General features: G+C 40.1%; 15 protein-coding genes. 9 read left to right on the plus strand and 6 right to left on the minus strand.

Annotation, left to right across the window (positions count from 1 at the left end):
• Window positions 1-13 precede the first annotated feature (13 nt).
• The 3 genes from DWZ40_RS09400 to DWZ40_RS09410 form a co-directional block, all read right to left on the minus strand.
• On the minus strand, window positions 14-1102 hold the full coding sequence (locus DWZ40_RS09400) for a DUF6094 domain-containing protein (protein WP_118542800.1): 1089 nt from the start codon (window positions 1100-1102) through the stop codon (window positions 14-16).
• Between the two features lie 364 nt (window positions 1103-1466).
• Window positions 1467-2006, minus strand: coding sequence for a hypothetical protein (locus DWZ40_RS09405; RefSeq protein WP_118542801.1), 540 nt, complete (start codon window positions 2004-2006; stop codon window positions 1467-1469).
• Between the two features lie 46 nt (window positions 2007-2052).
• Complete coding sequence (locus DWZ40_RS09410; RefSeq protein ID WP_118542802.1) at window positions 2053-2343, minus strand: hypothetical protein; 291 nt, start codon at window positions 2341-2343, stop codon at window positions 2053-2055.
• Between the two features lie 587 nt (window positions 2344-2930).
• On the opposite strand from DWZ40_RS09410, the gene DWZ40_RS20450 reads away from it, so the two are divergent.
• Complete coding sequence (locus tag DWZ40_RS20450) at window positions 2931-3095, plus strand: hypothetical protein (RefSeq protein ID WP_347560068.1); 165 nt, start codon at window positions 2931-2933, stop codon at window positions 3093-3095.
• 309 nt (window positions 3096-3404) lie between these two features.
• Here the strand turns inward: DWZ40_RS20450 and DWZ40_RS09420 are convergent, their stop codons facing one another.
• From DWZ40_RS09420 to DWZ40_RS09430, 3 genes are all read right to left on the minus strand, one after another.
• On the minus strand, window positions 3405-3944 hold the full coding sequence (locus tag DWZ40_RS09420) for a hypothetical protein (protein ID WP_118542803.1): 540 nt from the start codon (window positions 3942-3944) through the stop codon (window positions 3405-3407).
• A gap of 13 nt (window positions 3945-3957) precedes the next feature.
• The gene (locus tag DWZ40_RS09425; RefSeq protein WP_118542804.1) at window positions 3958-4278 is read right to left on the minus strand and encodes a hypothetical protein; all 321 of its coding nucleotides are present in this window, start codon (window positions 4276-4278) and stop codon (window positions 3958-3960) included.
• Window positions 4279-4795: 517 nt separating this feature from the next.
• Window positions 4796-5656, minus strand: a complete 861-nt coding sequence (locus DWZ40_RS09430) for a PD-(D/E)XK nuclease family transposase (RefSeq protein WP_118542805.1) — start codon at window positions 5654-5656, stop codon at window positions 4796-4798.
• A 477-nt stretch (window positions 5657-6133) separates the two neighbouring features.
• On the opposite strand from DWZ40_RS09430, the gene DWZ40_RS09435 reads away from it, so the two are divergent.
• The 8 genes from DWZ40_RS09435 to DWZ40_RS09475 all read left to right on the plus strand — a co-directional run bounded on the left by DWZ40_RS09435 (window position 6134) and on the right by DWZ40_RS09475 (window position 15534).
• A complete protein-coding gene (locus DWZ40_RS09435) occupies window positions 6134-7063 on the plus strand; it encodes a MerR family transcriptional regulator (RefSeq protein ID WP_195715018.1) in 930 nt (309 codons plus the stop codon).
• Between the two features lie 988 nt (window positions 7064-8051).
• The gene (locus DWZ40_RS09445) at window positions 8052-9194 is read left to right on the plus strand and encodes a hypothetical protein (protein WP_118542808.1); all 1143 of its coding nucleotides are present in this window, start codon (window positions 8052-8054) and stop codon (window positions 9192-9194) included.
• Window positions 9194-9799 carry a hypothetical protein gene (locus DWZ40_RS09450; protein ID WP_118542809.1) on the plus strand — a complete coding sequence of 202 codons (606 nt, stop codon included), beginning with the start codon at window positions 9194-9196 and terminating at the stop codon, window positions 9797-9799. The genes DWZ40_RS09445 and DWZ40_RS09450 overlap by 1 nt, the downstream gene beginning before the upstream one ends.
• A gap of 14 nt (window positions 9800-9813) precedes the next feature.
• Window positions 9814-10002, plus strand: coding sequence for a hypothetical protein (locus DWZ40_RS09455; RefSeq protein WP_118542810.1), 189 nt, complete (start codon window positions 9814-9816; stop codon window positions 10000-10002).
• 166 nt (window positions 10003-10168) lie between these two features.
• A complete protein-coding gene (locus tag DWZ40_RS09460; RefSeq protein ID WP_118542811.1) occupies window positions 10169-11332 on the plus strand; it encodes a hypothetical protein in 1164 nt (387 codons plus the stop codon).
• Window positions 11333-11857: 525 nt separating this feature from the next.
• The gene (locus DWZ40_RS09465) at window positions 11858-13978 is read left to right on the plus strand and encodes a TraM recognition domain-containing protein (RefSeq protein WP_207664499.1); all 2121 of its coding nucleotides are present in this window, start codon (window positions 11858-11860) and stop codon (window positions 13976-13978) included.
• Window positions 13956-14846, plus strand: a complete 891-nt coding sequence (locus DWZ40_RS09470; RefSeq protein WP_147353369.1) for a hypothetical protein — start codon at window positions 13956-13958, stop codon at window positions 14844-14846. The genes DWZ40_RS09465 and DWZ40_RS09470 overlap by 23 nt, the downstream gene beginning before the upstream one ends.
• 424 nt (window positions 14847-15270) lie before the next feature.
• Window positions 15271-15534 (plus strand): hypothetical protein, encoded by a 264-nt coding sequence (locus DWZ40_RS09475; RefSeq protein WP_147354175.1) that lies wholly within the window; start codon window positions 15271-15273, stop codon window positions 15532-15534.
• Window positions 15535-15616 lie beyond the last annotated feature (82 nt).

The raw sequence follows: 15616 nt of genomic DNA on the forward strand, positions 1-15616 counted from the left end.
ACACTGCCCTCCCCTATGCTAACTCTCGGATCGTCCCGAAATTATCAATCACATGCAGCGTGATCTGGTTGCGTGTTGTGACTAAAACAGAATGAATATCTCCATCATCATTAATCTCCGGAGTTTCGACCCGAACTGGCTTTGCCTGTCCTCTTTGCAGGTGTAAATCGCCGCGGTCTTCATTTCCGGCCAGGCCCTGTCCGCCTCCCGCAATCGCAGACAGATACAGCAGATCTTTTTTCAGCGGAACAATTGGCTTTCCAAGGCCAACCGACTGATATTCGTTGGTCTGCAGAGCTTTTTTAAGCACTGGCACCAATGCACTCGTATTATGAAGCAGAATTGCCTCATCGAATTCCTTCGTTGTAAAGAGCTCAATCTCACTCTCCAGCGATACGGGAACTTCCATGCGTGTATCTGGGTCTTTGGGAATGTACGGAATATTCTCAAGCGGTGCCCCAGGATTTGTACTCATCCACTCCTCGTACTCTTTCCGGTATAGCCCGATCGATGCACGCTTCTGACCAATGAAAACCACCTGTTTGTATTTCGCAAACTCCTCATCGTCAAAACGATAGAAGGCCACAGGCTTAAACCTTGCCAGCAGAGACTTTGCAAATTCATCCAGGTTCATTGTGGTAAAGGAAACAACCAAGACAAGATATCCTTTCGTTTTCATTAACTGGAAGATGCGTTCAACAAAGAGCCTTTCTAGTCTTGTTGATCCATCATCTCCGCCTACGCCATATGGCGGATTGGCAAAACACAATGTAAATGACCGGTTCGATGCCCGGATCCCGCCAATGAAATCTGCACATACTGGAAATTCAATCTCCTGCTTATACTGCTCAAAGGTTTCCCGATTCAGTTCCACACCAAATGTATGGACAGAACCGACTTCATCTGCCCTCTCGCACTGACTTAAAAACGCCTTCAGTGCTTCTGCATTACCAAACGATGGTTCCAAAACGCAGCATTCTCCCTGCAATCGGAACAACCTTCCTATTTTAGTGGCATGCACCGGATCCGTGTAGTAAGCGCCAAGCTTACTGTCATTAAATACCGTTCTTGAGAACGTATTCTGTTTGATGATTTGCTCCATCACCGTTTCCTCCTTTTGGAATAGTCTTAAAATAAAAAAAATCCCAGTTATCGCTAACCGGGATTTGAATATAAAAAAATAGACTATTCCCTCCAAAGGCCCATATGGGCTCACTCACCGCCAAAAGCGGTATCTTTGAAAAAAATAATCTAATGAAATTATTATAACAAAGCAATTCTAAGATTGCAATATCGAAACTGGCAACATACTCGCTGCATATCCTGATGAATTACCAACCCCCACTTCAATTTCTTATAAATATGAAGTGAGGGCTTCCGATAATTCTGTCTCTTGGAATATGCCGCACTGGTATTAGAAATTTCAGGCAGCCACCATCCTCTTTTCCTGTCAAAATCGGTTGTGGCTATTGAAAATCTATATGACCCCAGTCAATGCAGCCGTCTACCTGGTTCTCCAGAAGGTAACGTATCAGTTTCACGCAGGTTTCCCGTTGGTCAGCATCAATTTCATCACGAACATCCATCAGGTAATCTTCATACCAATCATAAGGATAGATATCCCCATAAGTCTCCCTGTAGTCTTCTTCTGAATCTTCGTCATACACCTCTTCTGGATTGTGATCAAACGTAACCGCAATCCGTTCAAGCTCATCTATATCTACCTGGTGGTCATAGAGGTAGTAAAGAAATGAATCACTACCGCCCATTCCACTATAAGCCCGCGAAAACCATTCGCCTGCAAGTTCCTCCTCATCCGATCCATTTCTGTGCCATCCACTTAAATCACCAACAAACGCTTCCAGCAGCTGCGCCGGATGCTTAAAACCGGCTTTAAATGTATAATACAGAAGAGCATGATACTGCTCATCTGTAAGCTTTGGGCTTATATCTCTGTCTGCTTTTGTCGCAAGATCGGACGCTCTCTGTTCTCTTTCTAATATCATTTTTCGTGTCTCCCTTTAGGCATAATATTTTAAAATGCTGTATTGTTTACTCTCTAGGTGTGCCCCTCCAGTCGATTTTTTGACCGCATCCATGACAATAATTCGCCAGTCTCGCTGCATTTGGTCCCCATCCCAAACGGGTACCACAACTGGAACATGTATACAGCGTACCTTTTTTTACATTATGCAAGGCTCCAAGTGGATGAGCCTCTATTCCCTTTTTGAGTGCTCTCTTTGCAACTTCCAGCGCTCCGTAAACTTTCTTTACTTCATCCTCTGTTCCATTTATTTTAACATTCATTTTCTGTATTACCTGTAATGCCTCATCTTCCATCATCTGACATACACCTCCGTATTTCGTTTTACAAAAAAATCCATTCATCCTCCTCACTTTCTCTGTAATATTTTATATAAACAGGGAAAGTCTCTCCGTAGACATTCCCCTGATCATATCAATCTCAGGGCAATGCCCACTCATTTTAAATTATTCTACTCCTGCCACTAGTGCCAAAGCCACGCTCCAGACACTTCCTGATCCAAACGATCTGTTTTCGATAACCAATAATGTACAATATTATCTTACCATAATTAAAACAACGTCTCAAGATTCCTCCGATATTTGGCCATTACTCTGTACTTTGTATCAACCTGCTATAAGTATGGATATGGGTAATTGAATTAAACAGCTTTTTCGTTGAAGAGTTCGTCCAGATAAATATAATTAACAGACGCCGCTGGGAGATCGAAGAAAACTTCCGGATCATAAAAACAGAATTCGAAGCAAGACCTGTTTTTGTAAGACGGGAAGACAGCATAAAAGCACACTTTCTGACCTGTTACATCAGCCTTCTGGTGTACCGCCTGCTGGAAAAGAAGCTTGGAGAAGAATTCACTTGCAGCGAAATTTTGAAGGCACTCCGGGAAATGAATATAACTCTGCTGTCCAAAGACAGCGGCTACATTCCTTCCTACAAACGCACGAAACTAACAGATGCCCTGCACACAGCCTTCGGTTTCCGAACGGATTATGAATTCATCTCGAAGGCAGATATGCGGACAATCATCAAAGAAACGAAGCAGAAAAAATAGCACAATTTCAAAAATAGTACATATCAATGCAAAAACGAAAACAGCCACGCCCCTGATAAACACTGGGGCTATGGCTGTTTTTGGCTTTATAAAATGTCAAAGATGGGATTATAACAAAGCAATTCTAAGATTGCAATATCGAAACTGGCAACACACCCGCTGCATATCCTGATAACTTATTAACCCCCGCTTCAATTTCTGAATAATTGAAGCGGGGGCTTTTGATGATCCTGACTCGTGGAATATGTTGCACTGGCATCTGAAATTTCATGCAGCCCTGCCCTCTCTTCCTGCCAGAATCGGTCGTAGCTATTGAAAATCTATATGTCCCCAATCAATGCATCCGTCTACCTGGTTTTCCAGAAGGTAACGTATCAGTTTCACGCAGGTTTCCCGCGGGTCAGCATCGATCTCATCATGAACATCCATCAGGTAATCTTCATACCAGTCATAAGGATAAATGTCCCCATAAGTTTCTCTGTAGTCTTCTTCTGGATCTTCGTCATACACCTCTTCCGGATCGTGATCAAACGTAACCGCAATATGCTCAAGCTCATTTATATCTGTCTCGTGGTCGTAGAGGTAGTAAAGGAATGAATCACTACCGCCCATTCCGCTATAGGCCCGCGAAAACCATTCGCCTGCAAGTTCCTCCTCATCTGATCCATTTCTGTGCCATCCACTTAAATCACCAACAAACGCTTCCAGAAGCTGCACCGGATGCTTAAAACCGGCTTTAAAGGTATAATGCAGCAGAGCATGATACTGCTCATCTGTAAGCTTTGGGCTTATATCTCTGTCTGCTTTTGTCGCAAGATCGGACGCTCTCTGTTCTCTGTCTAATATCATTTTATCTCTCCCTTTAGGCATAATATTTTATAATGCTGTATTGTTTATTCTCTAGGTGTCCCCTTCCAGTCGATTTTTGGCCGCATCCATGACAATAATTCGCCAATCTCGCTGCATTTGGCCCCCAGCCCAAACGGGTACCACAATTGGAGCATGTATACAGCGTACCTTTTTTTACATCATGCAAGGCTCCAAGTGGATGAACCTCTATTCCCTTTTTGAGTGCTCTCTTTGCAACTTCCATGGCTTCGTGAAATTTCTTTACTTCGTCCTCTGTTCCATTTATTTTAACATTCATTTTCTGAATTACCTGTAATGCCTCATTTTCCATCATCTGACATACACCTCCGTATCTCATTTTACAAAATTGTCTGTAAACTACATATGATTCTCACTCAATTATCCATTTTAATAGCAAACATTTATCTTGTTAATCAAGTATATTTCTATATTATTCCTGGCCATATCCTCATTCTTTATGTCAACCATTTTTGCTAAATATACCATAGATCGCTTCGCAATTGTCGAATGCTTTATATCTTTGTGATTGGTATATTGTCAAAAACAAAGTACTCCCTTTTTTAAGGGGGCATATGTTGCAATTTAATTATAACTAACTGGTGCGAAAAAAGGAAGTCGCAAAAGTAAAACGTTATACTTAATATTAATTCACCAAAATCACCGCAACACCCCGTTGCAATAAGTCTGACGGAATTTTGGTTCCACTTATTTTGTGGAAAATGTGGATGTGCATTTATTTGGTAAGGAACAAAATAAGAGCCCCCTCTCGGAAGCCCTTAGAGAAATATCTTTTAATGTATTGTTTCTGCATAAGGAGCGTTTTGGCAGCTCTACAACTTTAATGCATTATAAATATCATTAACGTTATAATCCGGAGCAAAGTCAGGAGCTACATTCATAATTTTTTGAATCAAAGGAACGTCTTGCTCAACAAGATCATTTGCAACTTCCTCTGCGGAAGAAAATTTCTGCATTTTTACACAGACTTGCTTAATTAACTGCATAATTCTGCCTTTTTCAATGCCTTCCTCATGTGCCTGATTTCTCATTATTTCCATCTCACGACACATAATCTCCACTCCTCTCTCATCTTCTTTAAAATACCGGACACGATCTGCAAGAACCTTGTTGTACATATCCTTTGCATCTGTACAACTAAAATCATGCATCAATCGTCCAAGTTTTGTTTCATCCTTAATCTGGGAATTTACATATATAATATGTTCCTCATCCTCAAATAATTTTCCAGTTTCCCTTACTACCCGGTCTATATGATAGATCGGGAGTCCCGCCTTCATGACATCATTTTCTGTAATAAAGATCACGAAAGTCTCATTCAGATCCTCATACTGATCACCTGGTTCGGTGACATTCGCATCGATCAGTGCACTGTTGTATCGGGCTCTCTTAGCGCCGGCACCTCTGTCACTCCGTTGAACCTCTACATTAAATACGCGATTGTGACTATCGACTGCAAGAATGTCCAGCTTTACGGATCGTCCCTGCAAATTCTTAATACCACGCTGGCTGTGTGCTTCCAGAACACGGATACCTTCATCGTTCAGGATTATCCGCAGTAACAGTTCCGCACACGAGATATCTTCAAATACTTTAGTCATGAAGTCATCGTCCAATAAGCGGAAACCTCTAAGTCTTTGCAGATCTTCCTGATGTTTCTTCTCAAAATCCATTCATCTTCCTCACTTTCTCTGTAATGTTTTATATAAACAGGGAAAGTCTCTCCATAGACAATGCCCTGATCATATCGACCTCAGGGCAATGCCCACTCATTTTAAATTATTCTATTCCTGCCATTAATGCCAGAGCCACGCTCCAGCCACTTCCTGATCCAAACGACCTGTTTTTGAAAGTTAATAATGTACAATGTTATCTTACCATAATATAAACAAAGTCTCAAGATTTCCTCCGGTATTTCGTCATTACTCCGCACCTTGTATCAACCTACTATAAGTATGGATATGGGTAGTGGCATGATACTGCGATTTCTCCATTGAAGAATTCATCCCACCAGTACTTAATTTGTTGATTTTTGTATTCTGCTTTAGTATAATAATAATAATTTCACATGTGTTTTTACTATTTTTAGTAATAATAAACTGTGTTATTATGAAAGAGGTGATATTTTGGAGTTCATGAAATATAACTTTATGGGTAATAAAGCAGATGAAAATGTTCCTGATCAGGACTTAAGCAACACCACAGGATCGAGTTTTGATGATGTTAAAACTGAAACTGCGGAGTCTGATACTCAGGATAATTCTTCTTCTGTTTACTCTGACGACACTTCAACTGATACTGAACAAAGTAGTCATAATGGCTCTGTTATAAATGAACAAGGCGAACATAATGGTCCTATTGTAAGTGATATAGATGGCTTATATACGTATGGCCAGCTAGCCAAATTGTTAAATAAACCAGAGAATAATCTGCGATACTTAATCAATACTTTCCGCGATTATATTCATCCTGTTGCCGTTACAACTTCCGCAAATGCTAAACGTGCAAATTTCAAATATTCAGAATCTGATTATGCTACCCTTAAGCAAATTCTTGCTTATAAAGAAAAGGGAATTCAGAATGCTGAAATCATGAAGCTTTTAGAAAACGGGCCGGCTGATGATAACAACGATAATGAGGATGATCAGATTGATATTATAGGAAAGCGAATCCTGGCTTTATATAAGAATAAACTTTCAGAACGTGATCAACAAATTATTAATGAATTTAATTTGGTTAATGCCAGAAATCAAAAAGCTATAGAAAATCTGCTCCAAAAAGTTAGCGATGTTTATTTAGAGCAAAGGGAGTTTTATGAATCTGCACTCTCCGAGACAAAAAAACAGAATGAGATTTTAAAAGGACAAAATGACAAGCTGCAAAAACAGTTAACTGATGCACAAAATATTATATCGTCTTCAAAAGAAGTATATGAACTCAACAACCAAGTTATCAGCGATGCTCAAGAAATCATATTGAAACAATCCGAATATATCGAAAAATTAAAGGATGAGCTTTCACATGATGGTGAACAAACTTCAGAAAAGAAAGGGTTTTTTTCAAGATTATTTGGACTTTAATTTGATACCATCTTACAAATTTATATCCTATACCTAGAAAAGCAATCATACTTAATGATTGCTTTTTCTTTTATTTACTTGATTACCCCACTCTCCTACTCTCATCTTAATTTTCTATTATTCTTTAATTCCAGTTCGAATCTCTTTAAATTACACAGATATATGTTTGCTATTTATTCAGCAATCAGGCCTTTTGCTATGATAATAATAATTTATTTTTACCTTTTTGTATGTATAGAATATTTATTATTACTAAATATGATAATAATGTTATTACTATATTTGATAATGATAAATATATTTATCATTCATTTTCATTTTAATATAGTAGTGATGATGTTATTATTACTATATTGTTTCTTGAATTGTATTCTTATTATCAAAATTGATAATTCATTTACTATATTTTTCTATGGCGGTTTTCTTCTCATATTTATTATTATCATTTTTATGAATTGATTTATTTTAAATATGATAAATTTCTATTTATCGATCATGAGATACTTCATTCAGTAAGTACATCTTCGAACTTGTTTAATTAGTAAAATTCTCTTTGTGAATTCATCAAATTTATTTTTATGTTTTATCAGCAGTGGGAGAGTAGTAACGCCATCAAAGCGCAATCATTATGCCATTATCACGCAATTATTATGCCATTTACCAAAATCAAGGTTATAGCGCGCCATTTATATGCCATCATCGCGACATTATATCGCCATTTCAGTGCAACTATAGTGCCACTAATACGCAATTCTTGCGCCATTTATTTAGATCAATCCTATTTCAAGAAGATAATAATATTGACATTTCCGTAAATACACAGTATTATAATGGTAACGTCATTATTATTTTTGATAATAATAAATTGGCTTAGTAGTTCTACAGCATCGAAAACATAAGATATAATAATAAAATTGATGTTAATTAAAAAGAAAGGGAAAGCTGCCATCTATGTAATAAAAAGAGAGGGTGAGCAGCAGGAAAAAGAATGGACCAGAAATTATATTTGAGTGTTGACTGCGGATTTGATAAATTTAAGTGCTGTATCGGCGACTATTTACTCGCCTTTTCATCTAAAATGATTGATGTCACCAATTCTATTAATGCTTTATCAGTAGCAGATGGCGACAACACCTACATAGAATACAAGGGATCTGTATACATGTTCGGTGACAGTATCGATCAAATCATCAGTATGAAATCCAATTTAAAAATGTATGCTGAAGAACTTGATAGTAACCGAAACAAACAACGTTTTAAAGACAGAACTTTCCATATTAGTTTACTCGCAGCAATCGGATACTCGATAGTAGCATATGATACCGTCTATAATCCTGAAAAAGATGTTGACAAACATCTTTTTAGAAACCTCAGTAACTTGCAGTATTTTATCGGTATTGGTTTGCCTTATGGCAGCATGAATGAATGGCCACAGATCAAGGAATTTTTGAAGCAGCGCCATCATTTCAAAATCCGCCGTGGTAGCAAATCCTGTACTTTTGATTTTGACCTGGATCTTTCAAACGCGAATTTCTTATGTAACGCACAGGTAATCACAGCTTTTCTTTTCCAAGGTGCATCATCAGACGGTAATTTAACTATTGATAAGAAGGCCTTACCGTGTATCATGATGGATGCTGGATATAAAACAGTTGGATTATTTGAACTGGCAAAGAATCTGTCGATCAATCCAGAAACCGCGTTCAGTGATACAGATCATGCAATGTACAACATTGATAAGTATGTTGAAGAGAAGGTAAAAGATGCTGGAAGAGAGGACTTTAGTTATCTTCAGGTACAGTATCATGCCAGAGGCGAAGGTAATCCAGCAGTTCGTAAGAACACAACCGTGATCAATGTAAAGGATATCTACGAAAAAGTTTTGGCAGAAGAAGCTATCAAACTGTGTAGCCTATTAGAAGGAAAATATTCATTGGATGACGTTGAAAATATGTTCATAACCGGCGGCACCGGAATCGCATATTATCCTCACATAAAAAAATACATGGCTGAACATCATGGACTTACAAAAGTGGTTTTAACAAATCGTGCTGATGATGGATCCGAAATTTCTCCAATGTACGCTATTGTAATCGGACTGCATAAACAGCTCAAAAACAGGTACAAATAATGGCTAGCTACATTCAAATCAACATCAATACAGCTAATGCGCCACATTTCGCTACGTGGTATCATAACCGCAGCGGTCAAGCAATGTCATTCTTGACCGCTGCCGTACTAAATTACGCAATCAAGCGGCAATTTCTCTTAATCGGCTACGCACCGAAAGACATTTCCCTTGAAGAGCTTCCAAAAGTATTTCAGATCCGCATTAAAGGCAATGAATCACTTGTCAAATGGGAAAACGATTTAAAAATGGCAAGCCTCAATAAACGCCGAACGATTGAGTATATATTGGAACAATCCATCAGTACAGATACGCCCATCCGTTATACACAAGCAGAAATGGATATGAAAATAGCCGAGCTTACTTTCGGATCAACAGCCCGAGAAGAGAAGAGTAGTGTGGCACTTTCATATGTACCGGTGGTAAACGAAAATCCTACTGATAATAGTTCCAATGAAGCGATAACGAAATCAACATCTTCCATGAAACAGGATACCTCAAAAGTTGTTTCTGAAAATAAGGATACCGAAACCGCTTCAAGTAGAACTACCGAGGAAAATAATTCCGATAATATATTCATGAACAGTGCATTTGCTGGCCTAGAATAAAAAGGATGATGACCATGCATATAACAAAGAAAAAACGAGATGCAATTGTCAAACTGCACCGTCAGGGCGAGTCGATCGAACTTCTGACCGCCATTAGCGGTCTCAACCGAACCACCATTACATCCATTATCAAAAAAGATGATAGTGAAAAGCTTTTTCGCGAATTCAATATGGTAAGTGAAAAATTATCGTTTGAGCGTTGATAAGTATTTCTGATCAGGTAAGAATTTACAAAGCTCATCTGATGTGATAAAATACCTATTACAAAACCCGCTTTCCGGCATAACATAATCAATCTGCAGAATTGCTGCAGCCGATTATGTTATGTTTTTTTGTGCCCAAAATTTGAATTTGTGAAAGGATTTTAAGATGATAAAAATGAAATCAGTTCCCATTATTTTCCTCATATTCATGTTCATCATATTGACGATCCCAGCATATGCCGCTGACACCAAAAAGATCACCAGCGTAAACATCCAGAGAATTTATAAAGCAAAGGAGGGCGAAATCAATCCAGATCAAGTATCTTTTAAGCCCGGCCGTTCCGAGTATACCATCACTTATCAGGGAATGTATGATGCCAGCGATTTACCAATCGGTTCTTATATGGACTATAAGATTACCCTTAATGCTAAAAAAGGGTATGATTTCGAATGGTTAAAAGAGCGAAATTGTCTTTCAGATTCCGGGACAATACAGGGACTCTCTATATCTGAAGATTACTCATCCTGCAGTTTTACCCTTCATGCCTATCCGCTTCCAATGGTTTTAAATCAGCCACAGCAACTCCGCTGGAAAGGGACGGACGCAGAATGGGATCCTGTTGAGCATGCCGACTCATATCATGTGACTATATACACCATCGAAAAGGACGGCCGTCTTACCCAACGTGGAAAAGAACTTACATGCAGCACAACCTCTATCAACACCAGAGAAATTCTATATTCAAAACCAGGAGATTATATTTTTAAAGTCGAAGCTGCCAGCGACCAAACGTACCTGTATACCAGTAAAAAAGCAGAGCTGGCTTATAATCATTCAAAATATCTATCTTCTGAAGATATCGGCTATTATACAGGATACTGGCAGAAGAAAAATGGTTCGCAACTCTATAAACTTACTTCCACCGAACGCGCTGAATATGATAGCGAATACCTTATAAGTGGCCGATACCTCATAAACGGAGACTATTACACTTTTAACGAAAGCGGCGAGCTGCTGACTGGATGGCAATCATTCAATGAACAATGGACATATCACGATGAAAACAGCGGAAGAGCAGTTCGCGGGTGGTATTCAAAAGCAGGCAAAAAATACTTCTTTGATCCCACGTCATCCATTATGACCACCGGCTGGCGGACGATCGATCATCAAAGATATTATTTCGATCAGTCTGGAGCCATGGTCACGGGCTGGCAAAAAATTCACGGAAAGATATATCTGTTCCATAAAAACGGATCTCTAAACCTTAACACGGTAGTGATCCAAGGGAAAACCTATAGTTTTCAATCCGATGGCAGTCTCATTCAGTAACCAGTAACATATTTTCAATGAAAAGGCAGGAATGCATTTATGCTCAGTTTGATTTTAAAAATACTACGCGATAAAGTAGGAGAGTTGTACAATTCCATCAATCGAAAGATGCAGCCCTTACCATTTGGGGATGATCAGGACTATATCCTTGATTCCGACACCGTAACTGTATCCGATTTCTGGAAGGATTTTAAAAAGTATAGCCAGAGCCCTGCTCTGATCGGTGTATTTTATGTATTTTTACTTCTCAACATAATAATAAATTTATTTATTATTATCATGTCCATTTCTAATCTTTCCAATCACTGCTTAAGAAATCATTTATTATCGCTCGTAATGGCACTTTTCTGGCTATTTGTGCCTCCGATTATCTGGATGTATTCTACCAGATACGTTTTTTGGAACTACCATCTGTATAAATATGGTAGTCTCATCCTCCTAGCATTGAATGATCTAATAATCATCCAGAAGTTCATAATGAGCAGCTTTTATCCGTCCTTGATCCATTTTCTCTCAATTATTCCGGTGGGAGAGTACATTGGTAAGGACATGATCATGCAGCTGGGCGTTTTCTTATTTGCCGGACTTCCGCCTCTGATCCCCATCTATATCGGATGCAAGTTATATGGCACATTCTCTTCGGACCTAGTCCTGGATGAAATCGATCGCTTTAAACTCGATCAGTACATAGATTTCCGGAAATCCAAAGAATTTGCTTATGATTTTAAAGCAGTCCGCTATCTTTCAACGGGATCCCAGTTTGTTGTAAAAGAGTTGGACCGATTTTTGCATATGTACTGTGACGGTACAACCGGCACCGCAAAAACATCCAGTGTGCTCACGGTTGCCATTGCGGACGACCTTGATCAGAAAGTATATAACGAGGATTATCAGAAAAAAGCCTGCTACAAAGCCCTGAAAGAGGGGAAATTACGGATTTGCGCCCCATTCAATGGAACTGATTTTTCCATCAATTACTTTGAGCCGATACTTTTAGAAAATCCAAACGCAGACAAACAGATTGAAAAAGAAAATGCCAGCAGAAGAGAGTTGTACCGGCATCTCAAGTTTGACTCTCAATCCGCTGGCATCACCGTGGTTGCGCCCAATGCGGCATGGGCGGATCAGTGCTACCATATGGCCAAAAACCGCAAACTGAAGATCCATAGGATTGACCCGATTTTAAAAGACAGAAAACACAAAGAAGGTTTCACCGGCTTCAATCCTTTTAAAATCGATCCCGCACTGACCGGAAAGGAGCTGGCAACCACCATCACGGCCCAGGCCTCCAATTTCGCTACCGTAGTCCAGTCCATTTATGACCAGTCAGGCGTATCCGATCCTTATTTTTCGAGTCTCAACGAAACAGTAACTGTCAGCATAGCAGAACTATTAATGCTGACTTACCATCTGGTGCACCCCGGACAGGTTCCCAAAGCATCCGATGTGCAGAACCTGATCAACGACTGTAGTCGCTGCCGCCCATATCTGGATGCACTTATTAAGCACTATTCCGTTCACAGCGTCAGAGACAGCGGAAATGACCGCACAGAACAGGTTGCTGAAGTTGTGGATGTAGGGCAGTGGCAGCAGGTATACACCACTATCAACAATGACCTTCTGGGCGAAAATAAAGCAAATATGTACGATCGCTGCAATGGTCTGCGAAACCTGATCAACAATTTCCTAAATGATCCTCTGGTCCGCGATGTTTTTGAAGCAGAAGAGACCGTTGATATTGATAAAGCCCTGGAGTACGGTGAGATCATCATATTAAATTATGCCCTTGAGCGAGGCGATTCTGTGGCAACCGGTTTTGGCCTGTTTTTCCTGCTTTCCTATGAAACGGCCGTCCTCAGGCGTCCTGGATCAGAAAATGACCGTATCAAAAATTTTATTTACATCGATGAGCTTCCTGTGCTCCTGCATCCGAAACTGCAAAGTTTCTTCACACTGTTCCGCCAGTACCGGGTTGCTGTCATCTGTGCCATCCAGACACTGGATCAGGTAAAGAAGATACAGCTTGACAGCATCATGCTCGGTAACTGCGCACACCAGATCATATTTGGACGCGTAAGCACCACGGAAATGGATATCTTTTCCAAAATGGCTGGCGAGACCCTGGAACACGTCACACAGGAAACTGTTACGGAAACAGCAATCACCGCAGAGCTACCGGCTTACTCATATTCCAGGCGCTCTACACCTACCTTATCCGAACGTTTTTCTGGCACGGTATTCCGGTATTTGGGCTTTCAGGAAGTTATATTCTTTTCCGTAAACAATTCTTCACCCATTTATCCCTTTAGGGGAAAAGTGAATTTTCTGCCCAAACCGAGAGAGAAGAGCGCCCCAAGACTAAAGATCGAATGGGAGCCATTCATGCCAGGACCGTTGCATCCATCCGTTTTTGAAAAACGATTCAGCGTTGCCCACATATCATCAAACGGGTATTTTTCTTCAGGCAAACCAGGAAATTATTTCCTCGCAGGAAATAAAAAATCCATTCCAGAACCCCAGGTCCAGACGGATCTGACCACAGAAACAACTGAAGCTGTCTCAGATGCAGAAGATCAAACGCCAGTAGAGCCGACCCATATCATAACCCCCACGGAACACACCGATGGCATCTTCTTCGGTGAATGAAAATGAAAGGAACGCGAATACCACCGCATATACCATGTCCTATTCCCCATTTCGATTTGATAGCACCACAACCATTAAATCCATTCAGGTCCCTAGATCATCAGGAGCATGGCAATCCATCACAAAAAATGAATTGTCTGATCTGGAACTGCTCATCCTATCCATAGTCTATGAGCTGCAGTATTGTACCGCATCTCAGGTAAGAGATTTTCTATTGTTTTGTGGGTGTGAAAACAGATTCAAGCGTTTTTCCGACGGAAACGGTAATCCCTATCGAAACCCCATCCATGCTCTGATACGCAAAGGATTGTTGATCCCACTTTCCATATTTCGCGGCGGAACAGCAAGCGGACCGTCTATCCTGCAGTTAAGCTCATTTACAAATAAATTAATGGAATTATTATTCCCGCATCCCAGAATTTTTGATCATTTTCCAAACCGTACTGCAAATGATCCATCCACAATTTTAACAGTTCTGGTCCGCAATAGCGCCTGCATCAATATTCTGAGAAGCAATCACCAGATATTCCTTGCGCAGGCCATTGAGAATGCCCCATCTATTCCCCATATCTGCCTTAAGACGCGTTTGCAGGGGCAGATCTTAGTATTTCCCTACCGTTCAAATAAAAAGGCATTAAAAGCGGAACTGGATCGTCAAAATGCCACTTCCTATCAGACATGCATAGTGATCGCCGAAACTTTAGATGATGCAAGGAAATTGAACCACTTTCTGGACACCAGCCATTTTAAAACACCTTTACTCTTTAGCACCGATGCTTCGCTGAAGAACCCAGAAATTCCACTTCTTAAACACTTATACCAATTCACGAATGGGCATATGGAGTGCCTGGCACTTTCTGATACCTAAGAAAGATCGAAGCTTAAATCAGTAACCGTTTCAATACCACAGGAGGACAAAAATTACGATGTATTTGATATGTTTCTTACTTTTCTTGTTTCTTGCAACGCTTCTTTTCTGCATTGTACAGAACAAATCCCCATATGACCAGGCTATTGATGATTTAGCACAGGAAACCGTTCTAACGCAGTATTGTACCCATCGCAATACTAAATATCGCTGATTCCTTCTGTTTTCGTCCATGCACGGCAATGTGGTGATAGACGATGAAGGCCTGGTGTTCTTCACAGTGTTTAATGCCTCTTTTTTGTATTGATGCAACTCGCAAATAATGATAGAATTGGTGAAGCAGGATCATGCCTGACAAATGGCCCACCACTGCGTGTATCATTCGGAGCATGATCTTTTCTGGAATACTGGCCTTAAGAAGGATATGAATATGAAAATGACCTTAAGAAGTCCCAGAGCCGGCGTTGTGGTAGAGCGGTTCGGGGACAAAAGAAAGTATCTATACAAAATTGTTGAGAACAACCCACTGTGCTTAATCAAACCCTGCACAACCTTACTTCCCCTGGCAGAAATAAGTGCTGATGCAAAGATCATCGGCCCGGACGGGCAGCCTGTCCCTGCAACCGGCGAATACTATATCACTGCAGAAACCATGGATCCGTACCATATCGTAACAGATTGGTTTTAGGAGCTGCAGGTAAAAGACATATAAGCCCAATGGACTTTGTATGTCTTTTTTGTTTCTGATTGCCATAAGATTGATGCCTTTC

Origin of the sequence: Clostridium sp. AF32-12BH, assembly GCF_003477935.1 — a bacterium.
GTDB lineage: Bacteria > Bacillota > Clostridia > Lachnospirales > Lachnospiraceae > Brotaphodocola.

Excerpts from the sequence above, each read along its gene's own strand:
- DWZ40_RS09430 (WP_118542805.1), bottom strand. The coding sequence starts at position 5,656 with ATGGATTTTGAGAAGAAACATCAGGAAGATCTGCAAAGACTTAGAGGT.
- DWZ40_RS09470 (WP_147353369.1), top strand. The coding sequence starts at position 13,956 with ATGGCATCTTCTTCGGTGAATGAAAATGAAAGGAACGCGAATACCACC.
- DWZ40_RS09410 (WP_118542802.1), bottom strand. The coding sequence starts at position 2,343 with ATGATGGAAGATGAGGCATTACAGGTAATACAGAAAATGAATGTTAAA.
- DWZ40_RS09425 (WP_118542804.1), bottom strand. The coding sequence starts at position 4,278 with ATGATGGAAAATGAGGCATTACAGGTAATTCAGAAAATGAATGTTAAA.
- DWZ40_RS09435 (WP_195715018.1), top strand. The coding sequence starts at position 6,134 with ATGGGTAATAAAGCAGATGAAAATGTTCCTGATCAGGACTTAAGCAAC.
- DWZ40_RS09475 (WP_147354175.1), top strand. The coding sequence starts at position 15,271 with ATGAATATGAAAATGACCTTAAGAAGTCCCAGAGCCGGCGTTGTGGTA.
- DWZ40_RS09460 (WP_118542811.1), top strand. The coding sequence starts at position 10,169 with ATGATAAAAATGAAATCAGTTCCCATTATTTTCCTCATATTCATGTTC.
- DWZ40_RS09420 (WP_118542803.1), bottom strand. The coding sequence starts at position 3,944 with ATGATATTAGACAGAGAACAGAGAGCGTCCGATCTTGCGACAAAAGCA.
- DWZ40_RS09445 (WP_118542808.1), top strand. The coding sequence starts at position 8,052 with ATGGACCAGAAATTATATTTGAGTGTTGACTGCGGATTTGATAAATTT.
- DWZ40_RS20450 (WP_347560068.1), top strand. The coding sequence starts at position 2,931 with ATGAATATAACTCTGCTGTCCAAAGACAGCGGCTACATTCCTTCCTAC.
- DWZ40_RS09405 (WP_118542801.1), bottom strand. The coding sequence starts at position 2,006 with ATGATATTAGAAAGAGAACAGAGAGCGTCCGATCTTGCGACAAAAGCA.
- DWZ40_RS09400 (WP_118542800.1), bottom strand. The coding sequence starts at position 1,102 with ATGGAGCAAATCATCAAACAGAATACGTTCTCAAGAACGGTATTTAAT.
- DWZ40_RS09455 (WP_118542810.1), top strand. The coding sequence starts at position 9,814 with ATGCATATAACAAAGAAAAAACGAGATGCAATTGTCAAACTGCACCGT.
- DWZ40_RS09450 (WP_118542809.1), top strand. The coding sequence starts at position 9,194 with ATGGCTAGCTACATTCAAATCAACATCAATACAGCTAATGCGCCACAT.